Annotated in this window: 19 protein-coding genes; 9 read left to right on the forward strand and 10 right to left on the reverse strand. The window is 58.5% G+C overall.

Features of this window, described 5'->3' with window-relative positions; genetic code table 11:
• Positions 1–90: 90 nt before the first annotated feature.
• The 4 genes from AC07OP_RS22430 to AC07OP_RS22445 form a co-directional block, all read right to left on the reverse strand.
• Positions 91–507, reverse strand: a complete 417-nt coding sequence (locus AC07OP_RS22430) for an Imm50 family immunity protein (protein ID WP_081744390.1) — start codon at positions 505–507, stop codon at positions 91–93.
• On the reverse strand, positions 504–5,222 hold the full coding sequence (locus tag AC07OP_RS22435; RefSeq protein WP_495101264.1) for an RHS repeat-associated core domain-containing protein: 4,719 nt from the start codon (positions 5,220–5,222) through the stop codon (positions 504–506). The genes AC07OP_RS22430 and AC07OP_RS22435 overlap by 4 nt, the downstream gene beginning before the upstream one ends.
• A gap of 198 nt (positions 5,223–5,420) precedes the next feature.
• On the reverse strand, positions 5,421–6,902 hold the full coding sequence (locus AC07OP_RS22440) for a methyl-accepting chemotaxis protein (protein WP_115488056.1): 1,482 nt from the start codon (positions 6,900–6,902) through the stop codon (positions 5,421–5,423).
• A gap of 96 nt (positions 6,903–6,998) precedes the next feature.
• Entirely contained in the window at positions 6,999–7,805 is an 807-nt protein-coding gene (locus AC07OP_RS22445) for a TatD family hydrolase (RefSeq protein WP_115488057.1), read from the reverse strand.
• Positions 7,806–8,041: 236 nt separating this feature from the next.
• On the opposite strand from AC07OP_RS22445, the gene AC07OP_RS22450 reads away from it, so the two are divergent.
• The 3 genes from AC07OP_RS22450 (at position 8,042) to AC07OP_RS22460 (ending at position 10,571) form a co-directional block, all read left to right on the forward strand.
• Positions 8,042–9,463: an MltF family protein gene (locus AC07OP_RS22450; protein ID WP_495101265.1), complete on the forward strand. Its 1,422-nt coding sequence runs from the start codon at positions 8,042–8,044 to the stop codon at positions 9,461–9,463.
• A gap of 103 nt (positions 9,464–9,566) precedes the next feature.
• Complete coding sequence (locus AC07OP_RS22455) at positions 9,567–10,001, forward strand: DoxX family protein (protein WP_027606966.1); 435 nt, start codon at positions 9,567–9,569, stop codon at positions 9,999–10,001.
• A gap of 261 nt (positions 10,002–10,262) precedes the next feature.
• Positions 10,263–10,571 (forward strand): hypothetical protein, encoded by a 309-nt coding sequence (locus AC07OP_RS22460; RefSeq protein ID WP_065924423.1) that lies wholly within the window; start codon positions 10,263–10,265, stop codon positions 10,569–10,571.
• 4 nt (positions 10,572–10,575) lie between these two features.
• Here AC07OP_RS22460 and AC07OP_RS22465 read toward each other — a convergent pair whose 3' ends face one another.
• From AC07OP_RS22465 to AC07OP_RS22475, 3 genes are read right to left on the reverse strand one after another with little or no spacing between them, the layout of a single operon-like run.
• Positions 10,576–12,321 (reverse strand): Gldg family protein, encoded by a 1,746-nt coding sequence (locus AC07OP_RS22465; protein ID WP_495101266.1) that lies wholly within the window; start codon positions 12,319–12,321, stop codon positions 10,576–10,578.
• 15 nt (positions 12,322–12,336) lie between these two features.
• The gene (locus tag AC07OP_RS22470; RefSeq protein WP_495101267.1) at positions 12,337–13,062 is read right to left on the reverse strand and encodes an ABC-2 transporter permease; all 726 of its coding nucleotides are present in this window, start codon (positions 13,060–13,062) and stop codon (positions 12,337–12,339) included.
• Positions 13,059–13,985 carry an ATP-binding cassette domain-containing protein gene (locus tag AC07OP_RS22475; RefSeq protein ID WP_495101268.1) on the reverse strand — a complete coding sequence of 309 codons (927 nt, stop codon included), beginning with the start codon at positions 13,983–13,985 and terminating at the stop codon, positions 13,059–13,061. The genes AC07OP_RS22470 and AC07OP_RS22475 overlap by 4 nt, the downstream gene beginning before the upstream one ends.
• A gap of 212 nt (positions 13,986–14,197) precedes the next feature.
• Between AC07OP_RS22475 and AC07OP_RS22480 the strand changes: the two genes are divergently transcribed.
• Both AC07OP_RS22480 and greB read left to right on the forward strand, forming a co-directional pair.
• Complete coding sequence (locus AC07OP_RS22480; RefSeq protein ID WP_495101269.1) at positions 14,198–15,160, forward strand: hypothetical protein; 963 nt, start codon at positions 14,198–14,200, stop codon at positions 15,158–15,160.
• A 111-nt stretch (positions 15,161–15,271) separates the two neighbouring features.
• Positions 15,272–15,745 (forward strand): transcription elongation factor GreB, encoded by a 474-nt coding sequence (gene greB, locus AC07OP_RS22485; protein ID WP_027606972.1) that lies wholly within the window; start codon positions 15,272–15,274, stop codon positions 15,743–15,745.
• A gap of 46 nt (positions 15,746–15,791) precedes the next feature.
• Here the strand turns inward: greB and AC07OP_RS22490 are convergent, their stop codons facing one another.
• Positions 15,792–18,302, reverse strand: coding sequence for an ABC transporter permease (locus AC07OP_RS22490; protein WP_495101270.1), 2,511 nt, complete (start codon positions 18,300–18,302; stop codon positions 15,792–15,794).
• Complete coding sequence (locus AC07OP_RS22495) at positions 18,302–18,985, reverse strand: ABC transporter ATP-binding protein (protein WP_005786391.1); 684 nt, start codon at positions 18,983–18,985, stop codon at positions 18,302–18,304. The genes AC07OP_RS22490 and AC07OP_RS22495 overlap by 1 nt, the downstream gene beginning before the upstream one ends.
• Positions 18,986–18,995: 10 nt before the next feature.
• On the opposite strand from AC07OP_RS22495, the gene AC07OP_RS22500 reads away from it, so the two are divergent.
• The 3 genes from AC07OP_RS22500 (at position 18,996) to AC07OP_RS22510 (ending at position 20,995) form a co-directional block, all read left to right on the forward strand.
• Entirely contained in the window at positions 18,996–19,601 is a 606-nt protein-coding gene (locus tag AC07OP_RS22500) for an arylesterase (protein WP_065939983.1), read from the forward strand.
• Positions 19,602–19,659: 58 nt separating this feature from the next.
• Positions 19,660–19,953 carry a hypothetical protein gene (locus AC07OP_RS22505; RefSeq protein ID WP_003172705.1) on the forward strand — a complete coding sequence of 98 codons (294 nt, stop codon included), beginning with the start codon at positions 19,660–19,662 and terminating at the stop codon, positions 19,951–19,953.
• A 73-nt stretch (positions 19,954–20,026) separates the two neighbouring features.
• Entirely contained in the window at positions 20,027–20,995 is a 969-nt protein-coding gene (locus tag AC07OP_RS22510; RefSeq protein WP_027606975.1) for a L,D-transpeptidase family protein, read from the forward strand.
• A 138-nt stretch (positions 20,996–21,133) separates the two neighbouring features.
• Here the strand turns inward: AC07OP_RS22510 and oprI are convergent, their stop codons facing one another.
• Positions 21,134–21,385: an outer membrane lipoprotei OprI gene (gene oprI, locus AC07OP_RS22515; RefSeq protein WP_003172710.1), complete on the reverse strand. Its 252-nt coding sequence runs from the start codon at positions 21,383–21,385 to the stop codon at positions 21,134–21,136.
• Between the two features lie 611 nt (positions 21,386–21,996).
• On the opposite strand from oprI, the gene AC07OP_RS22520 reads away from it, so the two are divergent.
• The gene (locus AC07OP_RS22520) at positions 21,997–22,278 is read left to right on the forward strand and encodes a GNAT family N-acetyltransferase (protein WP_027606976.1); all 282 of its coding nucleotides are present in this window, start codon (positions 21,997–21,999) and stop codon (positions 22,276–22,278) included.
• Positions 22,279–22,296 lie beyond the last annotated feature (18 nt).

The raw sequence follows: 22,296 nt of genomic DNA on the forward strand, positions 1-22,296 counted from the left end.
GGGCGGGTGGGCGAATTGGGGTTGGCTATAGCGCTCATAGTTTCTGTTATGTAAATCATCTAACCCTTTCTCCCATCTATTCTACAAAACTTATGCTGGCCAGCTATGATCTCCTGGTTCAGGACAATTTATATAAACTGACGGCCCAGCCATAGACAGCCACTTTGATTTAAATTCAATAGAGGCATTTTCTGATTTTGCGTTGAAAATAAAGTGCTCGTTTTCTCGCGTTATTTTCGCAATGAAAATTTCCCGGCGAGGAAGATTGGTTATCTGCAGGTTACTTATTGCGTTACAGGTTAGTCCAATCCTGCATGTATTGTATCCTTTGTTCTCCCATTTTGGAGGTAAAAAATCTGGAAAGTCTGGTATGTCAAAACCAATGCTGAGAGAAGGTTGGTCGTTTTCTATCGTCAGAGAGTGTATATAAATCTCGCGAATTTCAATTGGACGACTGAATAATTTATTAAAAAATATGGTTCCTTCAAGATCATTCCAATGCTTCATTTTTTATCCTTAAATGGGTAGTGGTCTTTTGTCCCCGGGACTTTGCCGGTTCGCGGTGTATCAATTGGGCGTAGGTTGAAGTGAGAGCCTTGATCGCCTGCTCCGTTTTGAGCACCGAAATTATGCCCTGCTGAATGGTCTTGTATTAGTATTTTGGAACCATCGGCTCTCGTATATTGGTAGACCCTCGTCTTAATCGGTTTTCCAGAATTATCTAAAATTGTTTTTTCATTCATATCTGACATTTTCACAGTGTTGTATTGTTTTTTTGCGCCAGAACCCGCGTCGATAAATACATCGGGTTGTTGCGATGTCGGTATATTGGCGTCTCTTTTTGCTTCGCGGAATGCTCCTTTACGAGATACATAAGGTGCGTGAGGCTCAACAGGTATTGCGCAGGTTGGATTTTTCTTTACTACGCCGGTGCAACGGGCATTCAGTCCGAGTGGATCTACCCAACCCGTAGGGTTAGGCACGTACTGGTACGCGTTGATCCCACCCGCCAACTTCACCGGATCCGGCGTCAGGTAACACCCAATATCTGGATTGTAGTAGCGATGGCGGTTGTAGTGCAGTCCGCTTTCCTGATCGAAGTACTGACCCTGGAAACGCAGCGGGTTGTCGATTGTGCCTTTGTCGAGTCGGCTGATCTGGCCGTAGGCGCGGTAGTGCGCGGACCAGACGATTTCGCCGTCGGGGTCGGTGAGTTCCTGCGGCGTGCCGAGGTGGTCGAGTTGGTAGTGGAAGGCTTTGGTGTCTTGCGGCCCAAAGCCTTCCAACAGAACCAGAGGGCGGAAACTGTCCGGTTCATAGAGATAACTGCGATGGCGATCCGCATGGTGCTCGGCAATCAGCCTGTCGCCTTGCCAGAAAAACTCCGTGGTGATGCCGTCCACGGTTTTGCTGATTCGTCGCCCAAACGGGTCATAGCGATAGCTGGCGGTTTGGCCGTTGGGTTGGGTGATGCCGATCAGCCGATGCTGGCAGTCGTAGCGGTATTCGGTGACGAGTTGATGGCCTTTGCCACGCTGCTCGCGGATGAGGTTGCCGAAAGCGTCATAGTCGTAGTGGCGGTCGCCCTGGATCATCAGGCGGTTGCCGGCGACGATGTCGGGGCCGGGGCGGTCTTGCATGAGCAGGTTGCCGGCGGGGGTGTGGCCGAAGCGTTCCTGCAGGTCTTGGGAGTGGTCGGCGCGGGTGAGGCGGCCTAGCGGGTCGTAGTGGTAGTGGTGTTCGCCTTTGCGCGTATCGAGCAGGCGGGTGAGGTTGCCGGTTTTGTCGTAGTCGTATTGGCGTTGGTAGAGGTGGTCTTGTTGCTGGGTGATTGCGTGGGCATGCAGGCGGTGTTGGTCGTCGTAGTGGTAGTGGCTGAGGAGTTGGCCTTGTTGGCGCTGATGTTCCTGGCCGGCCTTGAATAGGTGAGACGTCAGCAGCGTGCCATTTAACGCGACGCTGGCGAGGTGGCCGCCTTTCGCATGATTAAAAACCAGCCGGTTGTTATCGGGCAGGCGCAGGTGTTGAAGCTGGCCGCAGGCGTCGTAGCCGTAGCGCAAGGTGCCCCAGCCCTGGTGTTCTGCGGTGAGGCGGTTTTGGCGGTCGTATTCGTAGGCTAGCGCCCAGTGGCCGTCGTCGACGCTGAGGAGGTTGCCCTGGCGGTCGTAGGCGTAATCGACGGTATTGCCATCAGGCAGGGTTTTTCGTACGAGGCGCCCGGCGTGATCGCGCTCGTAACGGGTAACGAGCTGACTGCCATCGTCACCGTGTTCGGTTTTTTCCTGCAGGTTGCCGTTGAGGTCGTAGACGTATGCCGTACGCTGCCCATCAAACCCGGTTTCCTGCTGGATCAGGCCATTGGGGTGGTAATCAAGTCGGTAGGTCTCGCCAACTTCGTTTTCGATCTCGGTCAGCAGTAACCGCACGTTGTCGTAGCGGTACTTGACCTGACTACCGTCGGCGTTGATACGGCGGCTGATCAGGTGCAGGCCGTTGGCGTATTCGTAGCGGGTGACATGCCCCAGCTCATCGCGTTCGGCGGTGATTTTGCCGTAGGGGTTGTAGCTGTATTCCCGACACGCCCCACCGGACAGCACCACGCGAACCAAGCGACCCACGCTGTCCCACTGATACTGGGTCAGCGCGCCATGCTCATCCTCGCGTGCAATCTGGCGCCCCAGGTCGTCATAGCGATAACGCTTGATCCCGCCATTTGGCAGTTGCTCTTCAAGCAACTGTCCGCGCTCATTCCACACCAGCCGATGGCAACTATGATCCGGGTACCAAACCCCAGCCAGTTGCCCGTATTTGTCGTAGCTGTAGTCGGTGACATGACCATCGGGATCGATCTTGCGGATGACATCGCCCTGGTCATTGCGCTCGTACTTCCAGACCGCCTCACCACGGCGCATAACCCGTACGAAGCCACTGTCATGCTCGTAGGTTGTCGGCTCATCATCCCCGGGAAACAACGCCACCAAGCGTCCGGCTTCGTCATACTGATACGCCGTCACCGCCCCCATCGGGTCCTGCTCAACCGTCAGCCGGCCTTTGGCATCGTAGGATTTGAAATGCTGGGCACCGTCCGGATCAATCCGCTGCACCAGCCGCGCCCGGTCGTCATGGACGTACACTTCCTGACTGCCATCGGCGTTGTGCAGCGTGACACGGCCGTCGTCCCCCCAGGCATACCGCGTGTCCATCTGGGAAAAACTGGCCCAATGCCGGACACATCGCGCGGCCTTGCCCGTCCGTTCCCATTCCCAAAAGAAACTCGCCCCACCGGCCAAGCCCCGCTCAAGAATGACGTGCTGATCGTCGTAGCGATAAACCTCGCTTTCACCGACCGCATTGGTCGCCGAAACCAACCGTCCCAGGTCGTCATAGGCGTAGGAAACAACGGTCTGCTCGGTCACCCACTCGAAGGGTTCATGCCCCTTGGCGCGCTGGACCTGATAGTCCACCGCCACGATGTGGCCAAATGCATAGCGCAGGAACAGCGAACGCCCGACACCGTTATCCAGCCGCTCAATCCGCCCCAGAAAATCCCGAGAAATCCGCAGCCGGTTGTCGTACGCATCACTGATCGAGACCAGCACACCGTCGCGAAAGTGATAAAACCGCGACGCCTGGGCCAACACCAACTCATCCGGCGACGTACCTAAATAGATCGCGGCTTCCGCGAGGCTATTGGTGATGGCGGGTCGAGCAACAGTCGGCAGTGGAAACCCAATCGAGCGGTTCTCATGGTCCGTCCACACCACCGAATCGCCCGACACCACCAGCCGATGCGCCAGCGAATGACTCCAGCCAAACCCCAACCCGCCATCCACTTCCACCGCACTGGTGCGATACAGCCGGGTCCACTCGAACGGCAAGATCCCATCCAACGTGCCGTCGGTGAGGGTGAGCAATTCCTCCCCGGTAACCATCGACACGGGGCAACCGTTGGTGACGGTCTTATCCGAAGCCGCCGCCGCATCCCCGTTCGGGTTCTTCCCTGAAACAGGCACATCATCGACAGGTTCCTGCCTGACCAACACCGTCTGCCGAGTCTTCCTGCGAGCCGCCGACACCGGGTTCGAAACCACATGCTCCCCAACCTTCAACGGCGCAACCGGCACAGTCTTGATCGCTGTCGCCGGGCCACCGAGCAGCAAAGGCTTCACTGCCTCGACATGCGCGTCCAACGTCGGTCCCACCAACTGATCAGCCAGCCTCTCCAGCCACTGGCGCGCTCGTCCGGATTTGATATGTCCCAGCACCTGAGCGCCCAGGCGAATCTGCACGCCCATGCCGCGGGTCGCCCAGATCAGGAACAGATTGATCAACACCTCACCGCTGATCTCGCCCAGCACTTCATACAGCTCGGGCGGTGGCAGCAGGCGTAGCCAACTGACCATGGCCGACACGTAGATAAACAGCAGCGGCTCATCGCTGAGCACCAACAGCCCCTTTGCAATGGCGTCCTTGCCGAGCTTCAGCAGTTCATCAAGTTCGGCCTGGGAGATGTATTGCAGCAACTTTTCGCTGTTGGCCTTGAGGTCCGCCAGCAAGTCATACAGTTGCGTAACGTTGTCCCACAGGTTGTAGAACGCCTTGGCAATCCCGGTGGAAAAGGCCAAGCCCTGCATCGCGCTGCGCTCGAGCGGCGGGGCGTTGGCGAAGTCGTCCCATTGGGGCTGGAAGGTCCTGGTCCATTCGTCACGCAGGCGAGCCTCCAACCCCGCGATCACCGACTGATAAGACCCATACAGCGCCTTGACGTGATCCCTGGAAACGTTGGGGTAGAAACTGATTCGGTACGGCTGGTTGCGATCACACTCGGTGATTTCGAGGAGGCCGCTGGGGCCGATGGTCTTGTGGATCGGCTCGCCCAACGGGCCGCCATTGGGATCGACGCGCTGCAGCATCACCGGCGTGTTGCCGATGGGCACGAAGCGCGTGCTTTCAAACATATGCACCAGGGTCAGGGTGCCGTTGGCCGGGCACGTGGCGACGGTGCTGCTGGGGATGATTGAGCGATTGATCGGCGCGACCAGCGCTACCTCATCGCCGACCTTGAAGACCTGCTCAACCTCCAGCGCCGAAGCGCTCCAGAAGCTTCCGGCCCACTCATCAAAGGTATTCAGGCAACCGCGAAAGTCACGAAAGACGCGCTCAACGTCCGGCGCCTCAGTATCCATGGGGGCCAGGACAAAGCTGGCAATCACGGGAATCAAGAGGCCGCCCCGACGACCAGGGCATTAACGGGTAGGTGCATCGGCGGTCCCTCGCACTGAATGATCAGGCGAGAGACTTTGGAGAGGTTCGTCAGGTAAAGAAGTCGGCGCTATTCGCCAAGACGGCTAGGAGGGTTCGCCAAAACTTCGGGTAAACGCAGAGTCGATCGTAGGAGTCGGATTACAGATGGAGAAGCCCTACAGCTTCAGTTGCCCAATCGCCTTGCTCAACTCCCCAGCCAACGTTGCCAGCTCATTGCTGGTGGTCGCCGAATCCACCGTCTGTTGCACGGTGTTCTCGGTCACATCACGAATGCTCACCACTGCGCGGTTCATCTCTTCGGCCACGTGGCTTTGCTGTTCGGCGGCGACGGCGATCTGGGTGTTGCTTTCACGCATTTGCGCCACGGCGCTGGTGATTTCGGCGAGTGCTGTGCCGGCTTCCAGGGCTTGTTGTACGCAGTCGTCGGCCTTGAACGAGCTTTCCTGCATGAAGTCCACCGCGTCGCGGGTGCCGGCCTGCAGCGCCGAGACCATGCGGGTGATTTCGTCGGTGGAGCTTTGCACGCGCTTGGCCAGGTTGCGCACTTCGTCGGCGACCACGGCAAACCCACGGCCCATTTCCCCGGCGCGAGCAGCTTCGATAGCGGCGTTGAGGGCGAGCAGGTTGGTCTGTTCGGCGATGCTGTGGATCACACTGACCACGCTGTTGATTTTCTGGCTGTCCTCGGCCAGTTTCTGGATCATTTCGGCGGTCTGTTGCACGCCGGAAGACAGGCCGGCGATTGAATGCTGTACGCGAGTGACCACGTCCTGACCGCTGCCAGCGAGGGTGTCGGCGGCCTGGGACAAGTCGCGGGTGGCACCGGCATGTTGGGCGATATGGTAGACGGTGGCGGTCATTTCGTTGATGGCGGTGGCGGCCTGGTCGGTCTCGCTTTGCTGGCCAAGCATGCCGTGTTGTACCTCGTTCATGCTGCTGGCCAATCGAGCGGCACCCTCGTCCAGAAGCTTGGCGGTGCGCGCCACGGTGCTGACCACGCGTTGATAACCGGCTTGCATGGCATTGAAGGCGCTGGCCATCTGGCCGACTTCATCCTTGCAGGCCAATGGCACGCGGGCCGACAGGTCGCCGGTTTTCTCCACGTGCAGCATCACGTCCTTGAGGGTGTTGAGTTGGCTGAGCAGGAAGCGGATCAGCAATTGCGAGGCGCAGAGCATCGCCAGCATCAGGATCAGCACCGCCACGGCGTAGTTGGCGAAGCGTTCGCTGAATACCTGGCTCAGGCTGGGGGCGTGGGCGAGCACGGCAATGTATTGCCCATCAGGGCGGGCGATCACTTCGGCACCCATCAGCGTGTTTTCGCCGAACAGCGGCATGGGGTTGAGTTCGACCCAACCCGTGTTGCTGCTCAGGGCTGACAGATCCTGATCGGCCAGCTGTGGGACCTGGCCGCGGGCAAACGTCAGCCAGTGCTCGCTCTTGGGCAGGGTCTTGTCGGCCGGCCAGGCTCCGAGCAATTGCGCCTGGGCCTGTGCCGAGGCCTGGGACGCATGGCTGCGCGATTGCTGTTCGAGATGCACGGCGTACAGCACGAGGAGCAGGGTCGTGATAAAGGCGACCGCGTTGACGGCCCAGAATTTGTATTTCAGCGAGATATTGCTAAGCCAGGCACCCATGGAAGGTTTTCTCTGATAGCGGAAACAGCATTGGCAAGGTGCCATTATTGTGCCGCTACTCAGAAAAGCGGTTTTGACATGGGTCAATGCACCGCATCAATCCACGGCAGGCAGCCCGAAAAACGCGCGGGCACAAGCGGTGCTGTGCTGAGCCAGGTCCTCGGCCGTTTCGTTGCGGTGCAGGGCGACTTCGCGCAGCACTTCCGGTAGGTAGCCGGGTTCGTTACGGCCGTTTTTCGGCTTTGGACGCAGGGTGCGCGGCAGCAGGTAGGGCGCATCGCTCTCCAGCATCAGACGACCACGGGGAATTTCCCTGACCAACGGATGCAGGTGTGTCCCACGGCGTTCATCACAGATCCAGCCGGTAATGCCGATGTGCAAATCGAGATCGAGGTAGCTGAACAGCGCCGGTTGTTCGCCGGTGAAGCAATGCACCACGGCGGCGCTCAGGTGGTCGCGGTAGTCCTTGAGGATCTCCAGCAGGCGCTGGTTGGCGTCGCGTTCGTGGAGAAACACCGGCAGTTTGAGCTCAACCGCCAGCGCCAAGTGCTCTTCGAGGACTTTTTCCTGTTGCGGGCGCGGAGAGAAATCCCGATTGAAATCCAGCCCGCATTCGCCCACTGCACGCACGCGGCTTTCGTTGAGCAAACCACGCAGGCGCCTGGCGCTATCGCCGTTCCAATCGCTGGCGGAGTGGGGGTGGATGCCGGCCGTGCTGAACAGGCGCTGGCCGCTGTCATCGAGGTTGACGCACAGTTCCAAGGCCTGTTCGCTGCCGTCGACGCTGGTGCCGGTGAGCACCAATTGTTGCACCCCGGCGGCATAGGCGCGGTCGAGAACAGCCTGGTGCTTCTCGTCGAAACTGGGGTTGGTCAGGTTGACGCCGATATCAATGAGTTGCATGGTGCTATCTCCGCCTGCGGCCGGAAAGCATATCAGAGCTGTAGATTTATAAGAAAAACTAAGAACTACAACGAGTTATAGCTGTCTTTGAACGTCGCAAGTGACATCGTGATTGGCTGCACGCCTTGCACTGTGCCACCGTTGCGCGTCTTGCCAGCGCTTAAAGCGCTCTGTTTCTGACCCCCAACACCTCGTTTTTCGCGAGGGTGTTGGCCAGTATTCTTTCCGGAGAGCGGATGATCCGACCCTCGGCGTTGCTTATGTTGTGCCTGACGCTGCTGCTGCCCGCAGCGGCGCTCGCACGTCTGGACGGGCCGCTGGAAGTGACCAAGCCCGGCAAGGTGCGCGATCTGGCGGAGATTCGCTCGAGTCGCACCCTGCGTGTACTGGTCAACCAGAGCCGTAACAGTTCCGGCGAGGTCCAGGGCCAGGCCATCGGTGTCGAATACCATCGCCTGCGTGCGTTCGAGCAATACCTCAATGGCCACGCCCGTGATGGCCAGGAAATCAACCTCAAGATCATTCCCAAGGCCAAGGACCAACTGCTCGGCGCACTCGCCCGTGGCGAAGGCGACCTGGTGGCCCCCGGTGAATTGCTGGATGTGAAGGCCGCACGCAAGATCAGCACCAGCGATCCGATCGCCAGCGGTGTGCCGTTATGGCTGGTGGGGGTGAAGGGTGAGCGGCGGTTTACCAAGCTGGAGCAACTGTCCGGGCGCACCCTGGCGCTGACCACCGGCAGCGCGGCGGCGGATGCCATCAGCCAGGTCAACCAGAAACTGGCCTTGCACAAACAGCCGCCGGTCAAGGTGGAATGGGTGGACCCGACCCTGGCGGTGGAGGATGTGCTGGAGATGGTCCAGGCGGGTATTTTTCACCTGACTATTGTCGAGAAGCCGATTGCTGAGCGCTGGTCAAAGATCCTGCCCAAGTTGCGCTTCGACAAGCAGGTGGCAATCAGCGAACCAGGCGACGAGTACTGGTTTGTGCGCCAGGATGCCTCGATGCTGCGGGCCAGTATTGATCGATTTCTCAAGACCTATCGCACGCCGTCCGACCAGGATGTGGCATTCCAGCGCATCTATCGGCGCCTCTACCAGGTGCGCAACCCGCTGGCCCGCGTCGACCGCCAGCGCCTGGAAAAACTGCGCCCGGTATTGCAAAAGCACGCCCGTGAGCAAGGCATGGACTGGCTGAACCTCGCGGCGCTGGCGTTCAAGGAGTCGGCTTTCGACCCGGGTGCGCGTAACAGCGGCGGCCCTACCGGCCTGATGCAGATCACCCCTTCGGCAGCGCAGCGGGTGGGCGTCAACAACATCGAAAATCTCGACAGCAATGTGCAGGCCGGCGCGCGTTACCTGGCGTTGATCCGTCGCAAATTCTTCGCCAGCCCCAAGCTCAACGAGCGCGAGCGCATGGCCTTCGTATTGGCCGCGTACAACATGGGGCCGGAGCGGGTGCAGGGCATGCGCGCCGAGGCCAGGCGCCGGGGACTGAACCCCAATCAGTGGTTCTTCCAGGTGGAACGCATCGCCATGGAGCAGGTGGGGATGGGGGCCGTCAGCTATGTGAACAGCGTCAACAAGTACTACTTGGCGTTTGATCGGGAGCGAGAGTCCCTGGAACCGTCGGCGCCGAAAATCGCCTCACGGAAATAATCTATTTTTTCGATGTTAATCAGGCAGTTTTTCGGCTTTTATCATTGTTTAAACTGATTAATATAGCGGCCAACCAACCCCTACTTCGAAAAGGATCCACCCCATGAGCCCAATGATCAAAAGCGTACTGTCCACTCGTGCCGGCTACGGCCTGACCATCCTGCGCATCGTCGTCGGCATCATCTTTGCCGCCCATGGTTCGCAAAAACTCTTCGGTTGGTTTGGCGGCTATGGCCTGGCGGGCACCGCCCAGTGGATGGAAAGCATTGGCCTGGCGCCGGGCACGCTGATGGCGCTGCTGTCTGGCGGAACCGAGTTCTTTGCCGGCCTGGCACTGATCATCGGTTTGCTGGTACGCCCGGCGGCATTGGGCCTGACCATTCTGTCGCTGGTGGCGATCTTCTCGGTGCATATCCATAATGGCTTGTTCATGGCCAACAACGGTTATGAGTTCGCACTGGCCCTGCTGGGCGGCTCCCTGGCGGTGCTGCTGGAAGGTGCTGGCAAACTGTCTGCCGACCGCGCCATCGCCAACTGACAGCGGCACCAAACTCTGAAAAGGCCCACCACTGTGTGGGCCTTTTCGTTGCTCGGGATTCTTGACACCGCCCCACCGGCTTCTCTAGGATGCTGCCCATGCGCCGATTTAAACAGCTAATTGCGGGGCGCCACAGGGTCTTGATAGAACCCGACAGAAGCCTGTTTTCCCCTGAGGAGGCAACTTCGAAATACCGCTAAAGCGCTGGTTCGGTGTTGCCTCTCACCTGCCCGCAGACTTTTGAGGCAGAGACACGACACGATGAATGCACTACGCCCCCTGATACGCCTGGCCCCGATCACTGCGGACCTCACCCAACGCAATCCAAAAATCCTACTGGGCGGCAAGCATCAGCCTACGCTCTTACGTTATCTGGACGGGTGGCCACGTCGCAGCGGGCGGCCATCGGCATTCTTGATTCAGTTTGTGGAAGATGGCGATTCTCTTGCCCGGTTTGCGAATAACAGCTTCGATCTTGCGGTTATCCAGGCCCCCAGCGCCAGCGACGCGCAGGAAGTCATCCGACAATTGACCCGCATTGCCCGGCAGGGCCTGATTGCCAGGCGTTGAACGCTCAGTAGAGCGCGACTCCCGCCTGTAGTCGACGCCGTCGATTGCAGCGAAAAACCACCCAGGCAACCAGGCATAGCGTCAGGGGGATCGCCAAGGTCACAACCATTTTTATGACGAACTCCAGGCGATGTACCTGCGCGTATGCCTCGGCCCTCAAGGCATGTAATTCCATTGGTAAGCGCAGGCGTTCCTTGTTGAGTGCAACCAATTGGGTGGTGGTGTCTACTGTCTGGGAGCCGAGTGTGATCTGCGTTGGGCGCAGCATTTGCCATTCCTGTTCCGTTCGTAGCAGGCGTTGTTCCAATTCAGTCGCCTTCTGCGCGTAAGCGTGTGCGGCGCTGTCGCGCATCTGGTCCAGCCTGTTCGGCGATCGTTGCGCCGGCGCGCGCGGGCGAATGGTGGTCAGTGCATCACCGGCGGACAAGTTATCCAGCGTATTCAAGATAAACAACGTGTTGCTGTCGGGCGCTGGGCTGTTGACTTGATCCGTGAGCAAATCGGTGTCGGCGACTACCACCACATGGATCTGCGCCGCTTTTTGCACACCTGCCGGCTGTCCTTCAATGCCATCGGGAAATGCTGAATAGGCAGGCCCCTCTATACGGGCTGCAATCACATGGCGTTGCGCTTGGCTGGAGGCCTCATCGGCCGCTGAATCGAACTCGGTTGCTGGGGCAAGCCGCTTGGTCTCCCGCAGCTCGGATTGCCCGGAGCTGTACAGAAGAGGGGTCAGGGTGGTGCGACCTTTCTGGCGGCGAAAGAGCGCGCCGCTGCTCGATACCGTCACGGTATTCAATTTCCAAGTGCTCGGGTCGTCTGTCTTCATCGCCTGCCGGGGCAGGGTCAACCGGCCCGGAAGCTGCACTGTGAGCTTCCCGTTCACAGGGGGGGGCGACGCCGCGTAGCGGTGGTCCAGCAGAAATTTGTCCGCTGGCATCTGTATCCCCCAAGCGGCAAGCAAATCAGGCAGTCGGTTGTTGGCGGAGGTGGTGTTCGAGCTTTGCTCGCTTAGGGGGTCGATAAATGCCATCAACTTACCGCCCTTCAAGACAAACTGTTCAATCTGATACATCGCTTGCTCAGGTAACGCCTGTGGATGCACGACCATGAGCGTCTTGACCTGTTCCGGTACGGGGTCGGTGGCCGCTCCCAGATTGACCAGATTGAAATGTCGCTGCAGTTGTTTCAACAATCGGCCAGAGGATTCTCCCATCGCCACCCCTGATAGCAGTCCGATAACGGGGCGCTCCGGATGCTGCAACTTGTAGATCAAATGACTGATTTCATATTCGAGCAATGGCTCACGGTCCAAGCTGAATGATTCGATACGTTGTGCCCCGTAGCCGGCTCGGGTACCGATCAGGCCCATGAATCCCTCATTGTTGTCGAGGCCAAACAACCTGGCTTTGTAGGCGTCTTCTGAAAAAGGCATGGGATCTATAAGGTGCAGGTTGATCATGCCTTTCGCTGCTTTTTCGTACTCCATCAACCGGTCTTCGATGCGTTTGCCATAGCGCTTCAAGGCGTAGCTTCGTTCAGGGGCGTCATGGGCATTGAAAAAATACAAATCCATAGGGCTTTCCAATGACGCGAGTAACTGTCGTACTTGAGGCGATAGGGTATGGGTTTTTCCTTGTGAGAAATCCCATCGAATATCCGGAATCTTTCCTACCCAAACTAAGTTAAACGCCAGGAATAGTAACAGGATGACAGTGAGTGTCATGCCGGTGCGCAGAGTAGGTCGCATGGAGGGCTTTCCTTCTCAGCTGTGTTTGTAGTTGAGAGTTACGGTCGTCGCTGCGAGAAACGCTAAGATCATGCTGATGAAGTAAAGCGTGTCGCGAAGTGTCAACTTCCCGTTGTCGATAGCGCTGTATCTCGAAAAAGGGCTGAGGGAAACCAAGCTGTCTACCGCCACAATTGGCGCTTGGTGTTCAAGTGTATCGAGTAAATAAGAGAGCGCGCTGACGATGAGCATTAAGACCACTGTCAGTATGAAAAGGACTGTGCGCTGGCGCACCAGTGTGAAAATAAAAAAACCGACGGCGAGATAACTGCCAGCCAGCAGCCAGCTCGACAAAAATTGCGAGGCAATAATGCTGTTGTCCGCCACGCCCAGGTAGTTGGCAATGATCACGAGAGGGAAGGTCAGCATTAGGGCGGTACCCGCCACGACCCAGGCTGCTAAAAATTTGCCAATAACCCATTCAAACGTGGTGATGGGCAATGTTTTCATCAGGTTGAGAAAGCCGGCATTGGACTCGTCCGCCCAGAGTTGTGCCGCCAGTACAGGAATCAGCAACAAATGGAGCCAGGGGTGTAGCTGGAAGAAAATCTGCAAGTGACTGCTGTCCTGTTCCGGCCACGCACTCATGTGCAACCCCAATGCCACGGACAGTACTGAAAAAATCGCAATGCTCAGATAAGTGCCGGGTGTTCCGGCATAGTGGGCGAGTTGACGCTTGAAAATGACGGGCAGCAGTTTCAACGGGGGATCTCTCGGCTCAGATGGTGAACTACGTCGCTGAGGCGACCAGGCTCCACGCTCAGTGAGTTGATTTTCCAGCGGCGATTGGCGATGAGCGTATTGATATGGGGATAGATGGTGTGCCCCGGCATAGCCAGGACCGTCACCGTGCCGGGCGCGTGTCGATGTTCTTCAATGCCTGCCACCCCTGGCAGTACGGCGAGAGCCAGCAGATCCAAGGGGGCATCTGCGGTGAGGGTGACCGCCTGGAAATGGCGAGAGTCGCGTTGCAAATCCGGCATGGGGGCATCGGCCACCAGACGATCGCCTGCGATAACCAGCGCGCGCGTACAGAATTCGGACAATTCATCGCTGCGTCGGGAAGCGACGATCACTGTCATTTCCTGCGTCAATGACTGGATGAGGCTTCTGAGTTTGTATTTCTGATCAGATGCCAGCCCTTCGGTCGGTTCATCCAGTAATAGCAAGGCCGGGGTGTGCAGGATGGCCTGGGCAATGGCGACTTTGCGTTCCAACCCCATGGAGAGAGCCTCGAGGGGCGTGTTGAGCACCGGCAACAACTCCAAACGTGTAGCGGCATATTCCACCTGAGCGCGTTTTTCGGTGCCGCGCAGTCCGCGAATGGCTGCGATGTAGTCAAGGAACTCTTTAACCGACATCGTAGGATGACTGACACTCCTATGCAGTTGATAGCCTATGAGTTTTTTTGTTTTAAATGGGTGGGTTTTAGTACTGAAGCCTTGAATGTTTATATGCCCGCTGGAAGGAGTGCTTGAGCCCGATATTACATCGAGAAGGGCTGTTTTAACTGTAGGATTTTCTCCGAATAGTCCCAGGCATTCCTGCTTATTTGCGCTGAATGAAAAATCGCTGATTATTTTTTTATTGTTTGAATGTTTTGTCAGGTTGATTATCTCGATCATTTAGCGTGGTGTGGTCGTAGAAGAGGAGAGTTTGAAAAGGGTACGAGTAATAGCTGTTTTTGGGAACGCCGCTCTGCATTAATAGGAAAACTCCTACGTGCGCGTCAGGCAGGTCGCTGAAACAATTGTTTTGTATTTTTAACCTTTAATTGTTGAGTGAATGTCTGAAAGTTATAGAGACTTTTCGAATTTTGTAAGGAGGCCCGATTACCATGATGCTTCTACGTACCCTTGTTCTTGAACGCGACGGTCAGGATGCTCCGGTCAACGGTGCATTGCTCTGTGGGTTTGCTGTAGGTCAGATCGCCTCCAACTTCCTTGTCTATAGCTTGGATGAAGAGGTTGAGCCGGCGAGTTCCAGAGTTTATATCGCAGCCTTGCGCAAAAAACTTGATCGGTATTTTCTGGGCGGTGTCGAGTCCAAGGAAGACCTGCATGTGGCAATGCATGTCTTCAAGCAGATTCTTACATCGGTGGCGGCAGGCGCCAAGGCGGGTGTTACCGAAACTCAGGTTCCATATCACTTTATTGATTTGAAAGGCTGCAAGCTGCCGCCTGCAAGGCCCGAAGAACATCACTCGGTGATCATCAAGAAGGCACTGGTGATGAAAGTGATCACCTGGGGAATGTCTGCGCCAGTGATGCCGGCAATCGAAAGTGCTTCATTGATTGTGCCTTCCATCCGTTTCTCGTCGAAAATGAGTTCACCTGTCAGGGGGAATTCACCCGAGCCTGTACATGAACCTGTTGTAGAAGAGCCCCGAGAGATGTCGTTTGACGCACCTGTGGCCATTGCTCAGGATGCACCTGTTGTCCCAAGCCCCGCGGCGCCGCAGCCGCAGCTTCCGGCACCCGCGGATGACGGTACTTTGTCCGAAGTGGGCAGTACGTTGAACAACCTCGCTCGTGTCGCTCAGGAGCTGACCCAACAGAAACTCGCTGCAGTGGAGAGGGAAGCGGCGCTTGATCAATGGCAGGCCCGATTGCAGCAGGAGCAAACCCAGTTGGATGAAAAGGCCCGGGATCTGGAGCAGCGCACCGCCCAACTGCATGACCAGTCCCTGGCAGTCAGTCAGCGAACCGAGGCCCTGAAGGTAATGACCTCGCAAGTATCGGGCTTGCGCCAGAGCCTGCGAGGTGTGCTGCTTGAACTGGATCAGGCCTTGGATGGTTAGACCGGCCTGGCTACTTTCTCGGGTTCATTTATCATCTGCCAGCGAACCGACGCCAGGGTGTGATTTCCTGGCCTATCGGCATCTATGGACATTGCCTGGGGATGCATGCGTTTGAGTACCAAGCTGATAACCAAAGAAGGTCATGAAGCGCTGAAGAAAGAGCTGGATTACCTGTGGCGCGAAAAGCGTCCGGATACCACGCGCAAGGTGACATGGGCTGCTTCCCTGGGGGATCGCAGCGAGAATGCCGACTATCAATACAACAAGAAGCTGCTGCGTGAAATCGACCGGCGGGTGCGTTACTTGCGCAAGCGCCTGGAAGACATGCGTGTGGTGGAATACATGCCCGAGCAGGAAGGGAAGGTGTTTTTTGGCGCCTGGGTCGAGATTGAAAACGAGCAGGGCGAGACCAAGCGTTTTCGTATCGTCGGCTATGACGAGATTTATGATCGGATGGACTATATCTCCATCGATTCACCGATGGCCCGTGCGCTGCTGCGCAAGGAAGTCGACGATGAGGCCATCGTGCAGACCCCTGGAGGTGAGGTGTGCTGGTGGATCACCGCTATCGAGTACGTGAAGTAAGCGACGTTGACCCACCCCCCCGTGAGGCAGGCGGGTCATGGACCGCTCAGCCCTCGCGCAATACCGTCAGCGGGCTGGCGTTCAGCGCACGGCGTGTGCCGAACACCCCGGCACCGCCGATCAATACGGCGCCGATCACAGGCAGCAGCAACAGCCAGGGGTGCGGTTGCCAGGCCAGGTCGAAGGCATAGCGGTACAGCACCCACGTCACTAACTCGGTACCCAGCGCCGCCAGCAAGCCGCTGACTGCGCCCAGCAAGCCGAACTCGATGCGCCGTGCCTTGACCAGCAGCTTGCGCTCCGCGCCCAGTGCTCGCAGCAGTGCACCTTGGCGAATGCGCTCATCCAAGGTGGCTTGCAGGCCGGAGAACAGCACCGCCATCCCAGCGGCCAGCACAAACAACAACACGTACTCCACCGCCAGGGTCACTTGGGCGAGGATGCTGCGCAGTTGCTCCAGCAGCGCCTCGACCTGCAGGATGGTCACCGCCGGAAAGGCGCGGGACAGATCAACGATCTGCTGATCATGCCCTGGCGCGAGGTAGAAGCTGGTCAGGTAGGTGGCCGGCAGGTCCGTCAGGGTTCCCGGTTGGAAAATCATGAAGAAGTTCGGCTGGAAGTTATCCCAGTTGATGGTTCGCAGGCTGGCAACCCGCGCCTCACGGTTTTCCCCGGCGATGGTGAACACCAGGTGATCGTTCAACTTGAGCTTGAGGCTCTGCGCGACCTTGGCCTCTACCGAGACTCCTGGAATTCCATCGGTGGGTTGTTGCGACCACCATGAGCCTTCGGTCAGGGTATTGCCCGGCGGCAGGTCGGCGGCCCAGGTCAGGCTCAAGTCCCGTTGTACGGCGCGGTCACCACTGGAGTCCTTGCTGACTATTTCCTGTACCGGCTCGCCATTGATACTGATCAACCGTCCTGGCACGACCGGGTACAGCGGCGCGGATTGCGCCTGCACTTCCAGCAGACGGGCGCCAAAGGCTTCCTTATCGGCCGGCAGGATATTCAGGGCGAAATAGTTGGGGGCGTCCTTGGGCAGCTGGTTTTGCCAGGTGTCCAGCAATTCGCCACGCAGCAAGGCGATCAAGCCCATGGACAACAGGATCAGGCCGAACGCCAGGGACTGGCCCGCCGCCGCCAGCGGGTGGCGCAGCAGTTGGCCCAGGCCCAGGCGCCACGGCAGGGACGCCCGGGCCAACAGGCGTCGCAGGCTCTGCAACAGCAGCAGAAGCAAGCCCCCCAGAACCAGCGCGGCAACCACGCCGCCGCCCAGCAGGGCGAAGGTCAGCACCAGGTCGAGGCTCAGGCGCCACATGATCAGGCCCAGGGCGAACAACGCGGCGCCGTAGACCATCCAGGTGCTGGACGGGATAGGCAGCAGGTCGCGCCTCAGCACTCGCAGCGGCGGTACGCGACCGAGGGCGGCCAACGGTGGCAGCGCGAAACCCGCGAGAGCAACCAGCCCGGTGCCGATCCCGGCAATGGCCGGCAACAGTCCACCCGGTGGAACGTCCGCCGGCAACAGGTCGTGCAGGAAATAGAACAGGCCAAACTGTGCCAACCAACCGAGGAGGGCGCCGGCCAGGCTCGCCAGTAACCCCAGTACGCTCAATTGCAGGCTGAACAGCAGCATGGCCTCGAGTCGCGATAACCCAAGGCAACGTAGCAACGCACTGGCGTCGAAACGGCGGGTGGCAAAGCGGTTGGCCGACAGGGCCACGGCCACGCCGGCCAACAGCACGGCCACCAGGCTGGCCATGTTCAGGTAGCGCTCGGCTTTGCCCAGGGCGCCGCCGATCTGCTGGTTGCCGTCCCGTGAGTCCTGAAGACGCTGGTTGGCGGCGAGCCCCGGCTTGATCAGGTCTCGATAGGTTTGCAGCGCGGTACTGGCCTGCGGGCCACGCCATAGCTCGCGGTAGCTGACGCGACTGCCCGGCTGGACCACACCGGTGGCGTCCAGGTCCGCCAGGTTGATCATTACCCTGGGCGTCAGGCTATAGAAGTTGCCGGCGCGATCCGGTTCGTAGGTCAGTACACGTGCCAGGCGCAAGGTCTTCATGCCCACATCGATACTGTCGCCGACGTTCAGGTCCAGTGCCGTCAGCAGCCGCGATTCGACCCAGGCTTCACCGGGTTTCGGCCCGCCGCCCGGGGTTTCATCCCCAAAGGGGGCTGCTGCGCTCTTGAGCTCACCGCGTAGCGGATACTGCTCGTTGACCGCCTTGATGCTGGAGAGCTGGATACCATTGTCGGTGGCAATGACGCTGGAAAACTCAACCACACGGGCGTGATCCAGGCCCAGTTCGGTCCCGGATCTGATTTGTTCGGGGCGTGCCGGTGAGCTGCCTTCGAGTACCAGGTCGGCGCCGAGGAACTCGGTGGCGCGCAACAGCATGGCGCCGTTGAGGCGGGCGCCGAAATATCCGATGGCGGTACTGGCGGCCACGGCCACCAACAGGGCGAAGAACAACACACGCAATTCGCCGGCGCGGGCATCGCGCAGTAATTGGCGCAGGGCAAGGCTGAACAGGCGCAACAGCGGCAAACGTGCCATCAAGGCTCCAGGGGGGCGACCATCAGGCCGGCTTCAAGGCGGATCAGGCGTCGGCAACGATGAGCCAGGCGCTCGTCATGGGTAACCAGCACCAGGGTCGTGCCGCTTTCTTTATTGAGCTCGAACAGCAGGTCGCTGATGCGCTCACCGGTGTGGCTGTCGAGGTTGCCGGTCGGCTCATCGGCAAACAGCACGTCCGGCTCGGCGGCAAAGGCGCGGGCAATCGCCACCCGTTGCTGTTCGCCTCCGGAAAGCTGGCGTGGTGAGTGGGTCAGGCGCTGGCCGAGGCCCACGCGCTCCAGCAGGTGTCTGGCGCGTTCGCGGGCGTCCTTGCGGCCATCCAGCTCCAACGGCAGCATGACGTTCTCCAGCGCATTGAGGCTGTCGAGCAGTTGGAACGACTGGAACACAAAGCCCACGTGTTCGGCACGGATGCGCGCGCGCTGGTCTTCGTCGAGGGTGCTGAGGGCCTGGCCGGCGAGGGTGACTTCACCGCTGCTGGGCAGGTCGAGGCCGGCGAGCAGGCCGAGGAGGGTGGATTTACCTGAACCGGAGCTGCCGACGATAGCCAGGCTATCGCCCTTGTTCAGTTCCAGGCTCAGTTCGTGCAGGATAGTCAGTTCACCTTCCGCGCTGGGAACCACTTTGCTGAGGTTCCGCGCGGTGAGAATGCTTGCGCCCATGGAGAATCCGATGCGAATGTGGTTTTTGAGTGCTGGCCTGGCCTTGATGTGCATGGCCCAGAACGCAGCGGCGGGTACAGTCCTGATCGTTGGCGATAGTATCAGTGCCGGTTTCGGCCTGGATACCAGCAAAGGGTGGGTTGCATTGCTGCAGCAACGGCTCAAGAAGGAAGGTTTCGACGATAAAGTGGTCAATGCCTCGATCAGCGGCGACACCAGTGCCGGAGGCCTGGCGCGCCTGCCGGCGGCGCTTGCAGAGCATAAGCCGGACGTGGTGGTGATCGAGTTGGGCGGTAACGATGGCTTGCGTGGGCAGCCACCGGCGCAATTGAAACAAAATCTTGCGTCGATGATTGATCAGTCCAAGGCCGGCGGTGCCAAGGTGCTGTTATTGGGGATGCAGTTGCCGCCCAATTATGGTCCGCGATACACCACGGCATTCGCCGAAGTCTTTGGCACGCTGGCCAAGGAAAAAAACATCCCCCTGGTACCGTTTTTCCTTGAAGGCGTGGGTGGTCATCCGGAGCTGATGCAGGCTGATCAGCTTCACCCGGCTCTCGGCGCCCAGGGCAAATTGCTGGAAAATGTCTGGCCGACGCTAAAACCGCTGCTATGACGCTTTTCTACCGGCAGGCTTTCGGCTAAGGTGGCGCCCCCCCGATCTGGAGCCCCCGATGTCGCGTCCTGCCTGGTCCCTGTTTAACTACCAACTGATCGAGCCGGACGAGCAGCTGGATCTGTTCGCCTGCCAGGAAGTGCGGGTGCATCTGGTGACGCGTCAATTGGAACTGGGCGGCTCCATCGATCGCACCTTGTGCGGTACGTTATTGCCGGCGCAGCCGCGTTGGTCCCTGGTCGACCGTTCGATTTTCCAGGACCAGCGCCTGTGCCCTTTGTGCCGGGCGATCCTCGAGTCGCAGAAGCGTGGCACGCCGCCAATCTGGCCCGAGTTGCGTTTCGAGTTGTAGGGGGCAGCTAGAAGCCCGCTTCACGTATACAATCGATTTTTACCTACCCGTCGTTCTGCGAAGGATTTTCCGGATGTTGTCGCGCCTTTCCGTCGTCACCTGCTGCCTGTCTCTTGCTGCCTTGTGTGCGGCCGGTCCTGCCGCCGCCTTGCAGTTGCCTCTGCCTCCACCCGGCGAAGACATCGTCGGGCAGGTCCAGGTGATCAAGGCCAAGTACGAAGACACCTTTGCCGACCTGGGTACCACCTACGACCTGGGCTATTCGGAAATGGTCGCGGCCAATCCGGGCGTCGATGCCTGGTTGCCGGGGGCGGGGACCGAGATCGTCCTGCCGACACGCTTCATCCTGCCGCCGGGCCCCCGTGAAGGCATCGTGATCAACCTGGCGGAGTATCGGCTCTACTACTTCCCCAAGGGGCAGGACGTGGTCTACACCTTCCCGCTTGGGATTGGCCGTGAAGGCTGGGGCTCGCCCATTGCGCACACCAGCATCATCGCCAAGACGCCGAACCCGACCTGGACGCCGCCGGCCTCGATCAAGGCTGAGCACGCCGCCAACGGCGACCCGCTGCCCAATGTGGTGCCGGCCGGCCCGGACAACCCCCTGGGGCCGTTCAAGTTCACCCTGGGGACGCCGGGGTATCTCATCCACGGTTCCAACATGAAGTTCGGCATCGGCACCCGTACCAGCCACGGTTGCTTCCGCATGTTCAACAACAACGTGTTGGAAATGGCCGGCATGGTCCCGGTGGGGACGTCGGTGCGTATCATCAACGATGCCTACAAGTTCGGCAGCAGCGGCGGCAAGGTCTACCTCGAGGCGCATACGCCCTTGAACGACGATGGCACGCCGTCGGTGGTCGACAAGCACACGGCAGTGATCAACGCTTTGCTCAAGCGTGAAGACCTGGCCAATAACCTGCGGGTGAACTGGGATCAGGTGCGTGATGTGGTCGCGGCCGAAGATGGCCTGCCCACCGAGATCGGTGTGCCAGGTGCTGCACCGATAGCGTCCAGCGCGCCGATCGACCTGCAGCAATAAGCGACTGGCCCGTTCCTGAGCCCGCCACGGCCTTGCGCTGCGGCGGGCTTTTTATTGCGCGGGGTTCTGGTTCGAATCGCAGGCAATAAAAAAGCCGACCCAAGAATGGATCGGCTTGATAACAATCCCGAGGGATTATTACTTGCGGCTAGCTTTTTCAAGCATACGCAGAGCGCGCTCGTTAGCTTCGTCAGCAGTCTGTTGTGCTTTTTGAGCAGCAGCCAGAGCTTCATCAGCTTTACGGTAGGCTTCGTCTGCACGGGCCTGGGAGCGAGCTGCTGCGTCTTCAGTTGCAGTCAGACGAGCTTCGGTTTCTTTGGAGACGCTGCTGCAACCGGTAGCCAGAACTGCGGCCAGAGCCAGAGCAGAGAATTTCAGAACGTTGTTCATCGTGTTCCCCTTCAAGGACTTTCTATTAAATGGCTACTTTCTCAGAGTGAGCTAATAGCCGGCGTACATACTACCCATTACTTGTAGTAAGTAAACTGACGTAGCGCAAGAAGCAAAAAAAATTCTTGTGCCGAATCTATTTTGGCTAATCTTTTGGACATTCGTATAAAAACCGTACAGTTTTTTGCAGTCTGACGGAGATTGGATCCAGGCTGAGAGGGCCGGCCCGCATGTGTTAAGCCTTGTAAATAGATGAAATTTTATATATCGAAGCTGACACTTTCGTTTGGCTGGCCTTTACCACGCCCCGCATCTTTTGTGCATGTTGAGGTGACTTTAAGAGCGTCTGTTCGTCTCAAGGTTCAACTGCCGGCAATGTTCAGGCCTTCGATCACCGGTTGATCGAGGCCCTTTCTATATCCGCCAGCGGCAGGGATGACGGGTACGCCTTGAGCAATTATAGGATTGGTGCCTACTATTCCCTACGTGCTGGTTGTGAGCGCTCAAGGTTTTCTCGTTGTCGAAACCGGCACGGGGTGGCGTAGATGTTCCTTCGCCGGAAAAACATCGGTAAGGTAGGGGTCAGAATCCAAGACCCGCGAGGAGTAGTGATGAGCGAGGCGTTGTCCATCCACCATGACCAGGCTGGTCATCAGTTCGAGACCAATGTGGACGGTCATCGTGCCTATCTGACCTATATGGACCTCGGGAAGCAGACCCTGGACATCTATCGGACCTTCGTGCCCAACGCACTGCGCGGCCGTGGCATTGCTGCCGCGTTGACCGAGGAAGCGTTGAAGTTTGCCGAAGAGCAAGGCTACACGGTGATCCCGTCGTGTTCCTATGTCGAACGCTACATGGAGCGCCACCAGCGCCATGCCGCGAAGCTATAACGCACAACATAAAATGCA

It is taken from the genome of Pseudomonas sp. GW821-FHT09D08, assembly GCF_059416305.1.

Coding starts and splice junctions, on each gene's coding strand:
- AC07OP_RS22430 (WP_081744390.1), bottom strand. CDS start 507: ATGAAGCATTGGAATGATCTTGAAGGAACCATATTTTTTAATAAATTA.
- AC07OP_RS22440 (WP_115488056.1), bottom strand. CDS start 6,902: ATGGGTGCCTGGCTTAGCAATATCTCGCTGAAATACAAATTCTGGGCC.
- AC07OP_RS22445 (WP_115488057.1), bottom strand. CDS start 7,805: ATGCAACTCATTGATATCGGCGTCAACCTGACCAACCCCAGTTTCGAC.
- AC07OP_RS22450 (WP_495101265.1), top strand. CDS start 8,042: ATGATCCGACCCTCGGCGTTGCTTATGTTGTGCCTGACGCTGCTGCTG.
- AC07OP_RS22455 (WP_027606966.1), top strand. CDS start 9,567: ATGAGCCCAATGATCAAAAGCGTACTGTCCACTCGTGCCGGCTACGGC.
- AC07OP_RS22460 (WP_065924423.1), top strand. CDS start 10,263: ATGAATGCACTACGCCCCCTGATACGCCTGGCCCCGATCACTGCGGAC.
- AC07OP_RS22465 (WP_495101266.1), bottom strand. CDS start 12,321: ATGCGACCTACTCTGCGCACCGGCATGACACTCACTGTCATCCTGTTA.
- AC07OP_RS22475 (WP_495101268.1), bottom strand. CDS start 13,985: ATGATCGAGATAATCAACCTGACAAAACATTCAAACAATAAAAAAATA.
- AC07OP_RS22480 (WP_495101269.1), top strand. CDS start 14,198: ATGATGCTTCTACGTACCCTTGTTCTTGAACGCGACGGTCAGGATGCT.
- AC07OP_RS22490 (WP_495101270.1), bottom strand. CDS start 18,302: ATGGCACGTTTGCCGCTGTTGCGCCTGTTCAGCCTTGCCCTGCGCCAA.
- AC07OP_RS22495 (WP_005786391.1), bottom strand. CDS start 18,985: ATGGGCGCAAGCATTCTCACCGCGCGGAACCTCAGCAAAGTGGTTCCC.
- AC07OP_RS22500 (WP_065939983.1), top strand. CDS start 18,996: ATGCGAATGTGGTTTTTGAGTGCTGGCCTGGCCTTGATGTGCATGGCC.
- AC07OP_RS22505 (WP_003172705.1), top strand. CDS start 19,660: ATGTCGCGTCCTGCCTGGTCCCTGTTTAACTACCAACTGATCGAGCCG.
- AC07OP_RS22510 (WP_027606975.1), top strand. CDS start 20,027: ATGTTGTCGCGCCTTTCCGTCGTCACCTGCTGCCTGTCTCTTGCTGCC.
- oprI (WP_003172710.1), bottom strand. CDS start 21,385: ATGAACAACGTTCTGAAATTCTCTGCTCTGGCTCTGGCCGCAGTTCTG.
- AC07OP_RS22520 (WP_027606976.1), top strand. CDS start 21,997: ATGAGCGAGGCGTTGTCCATCCACCATGACCAGGCTGGTCATCAGTTC.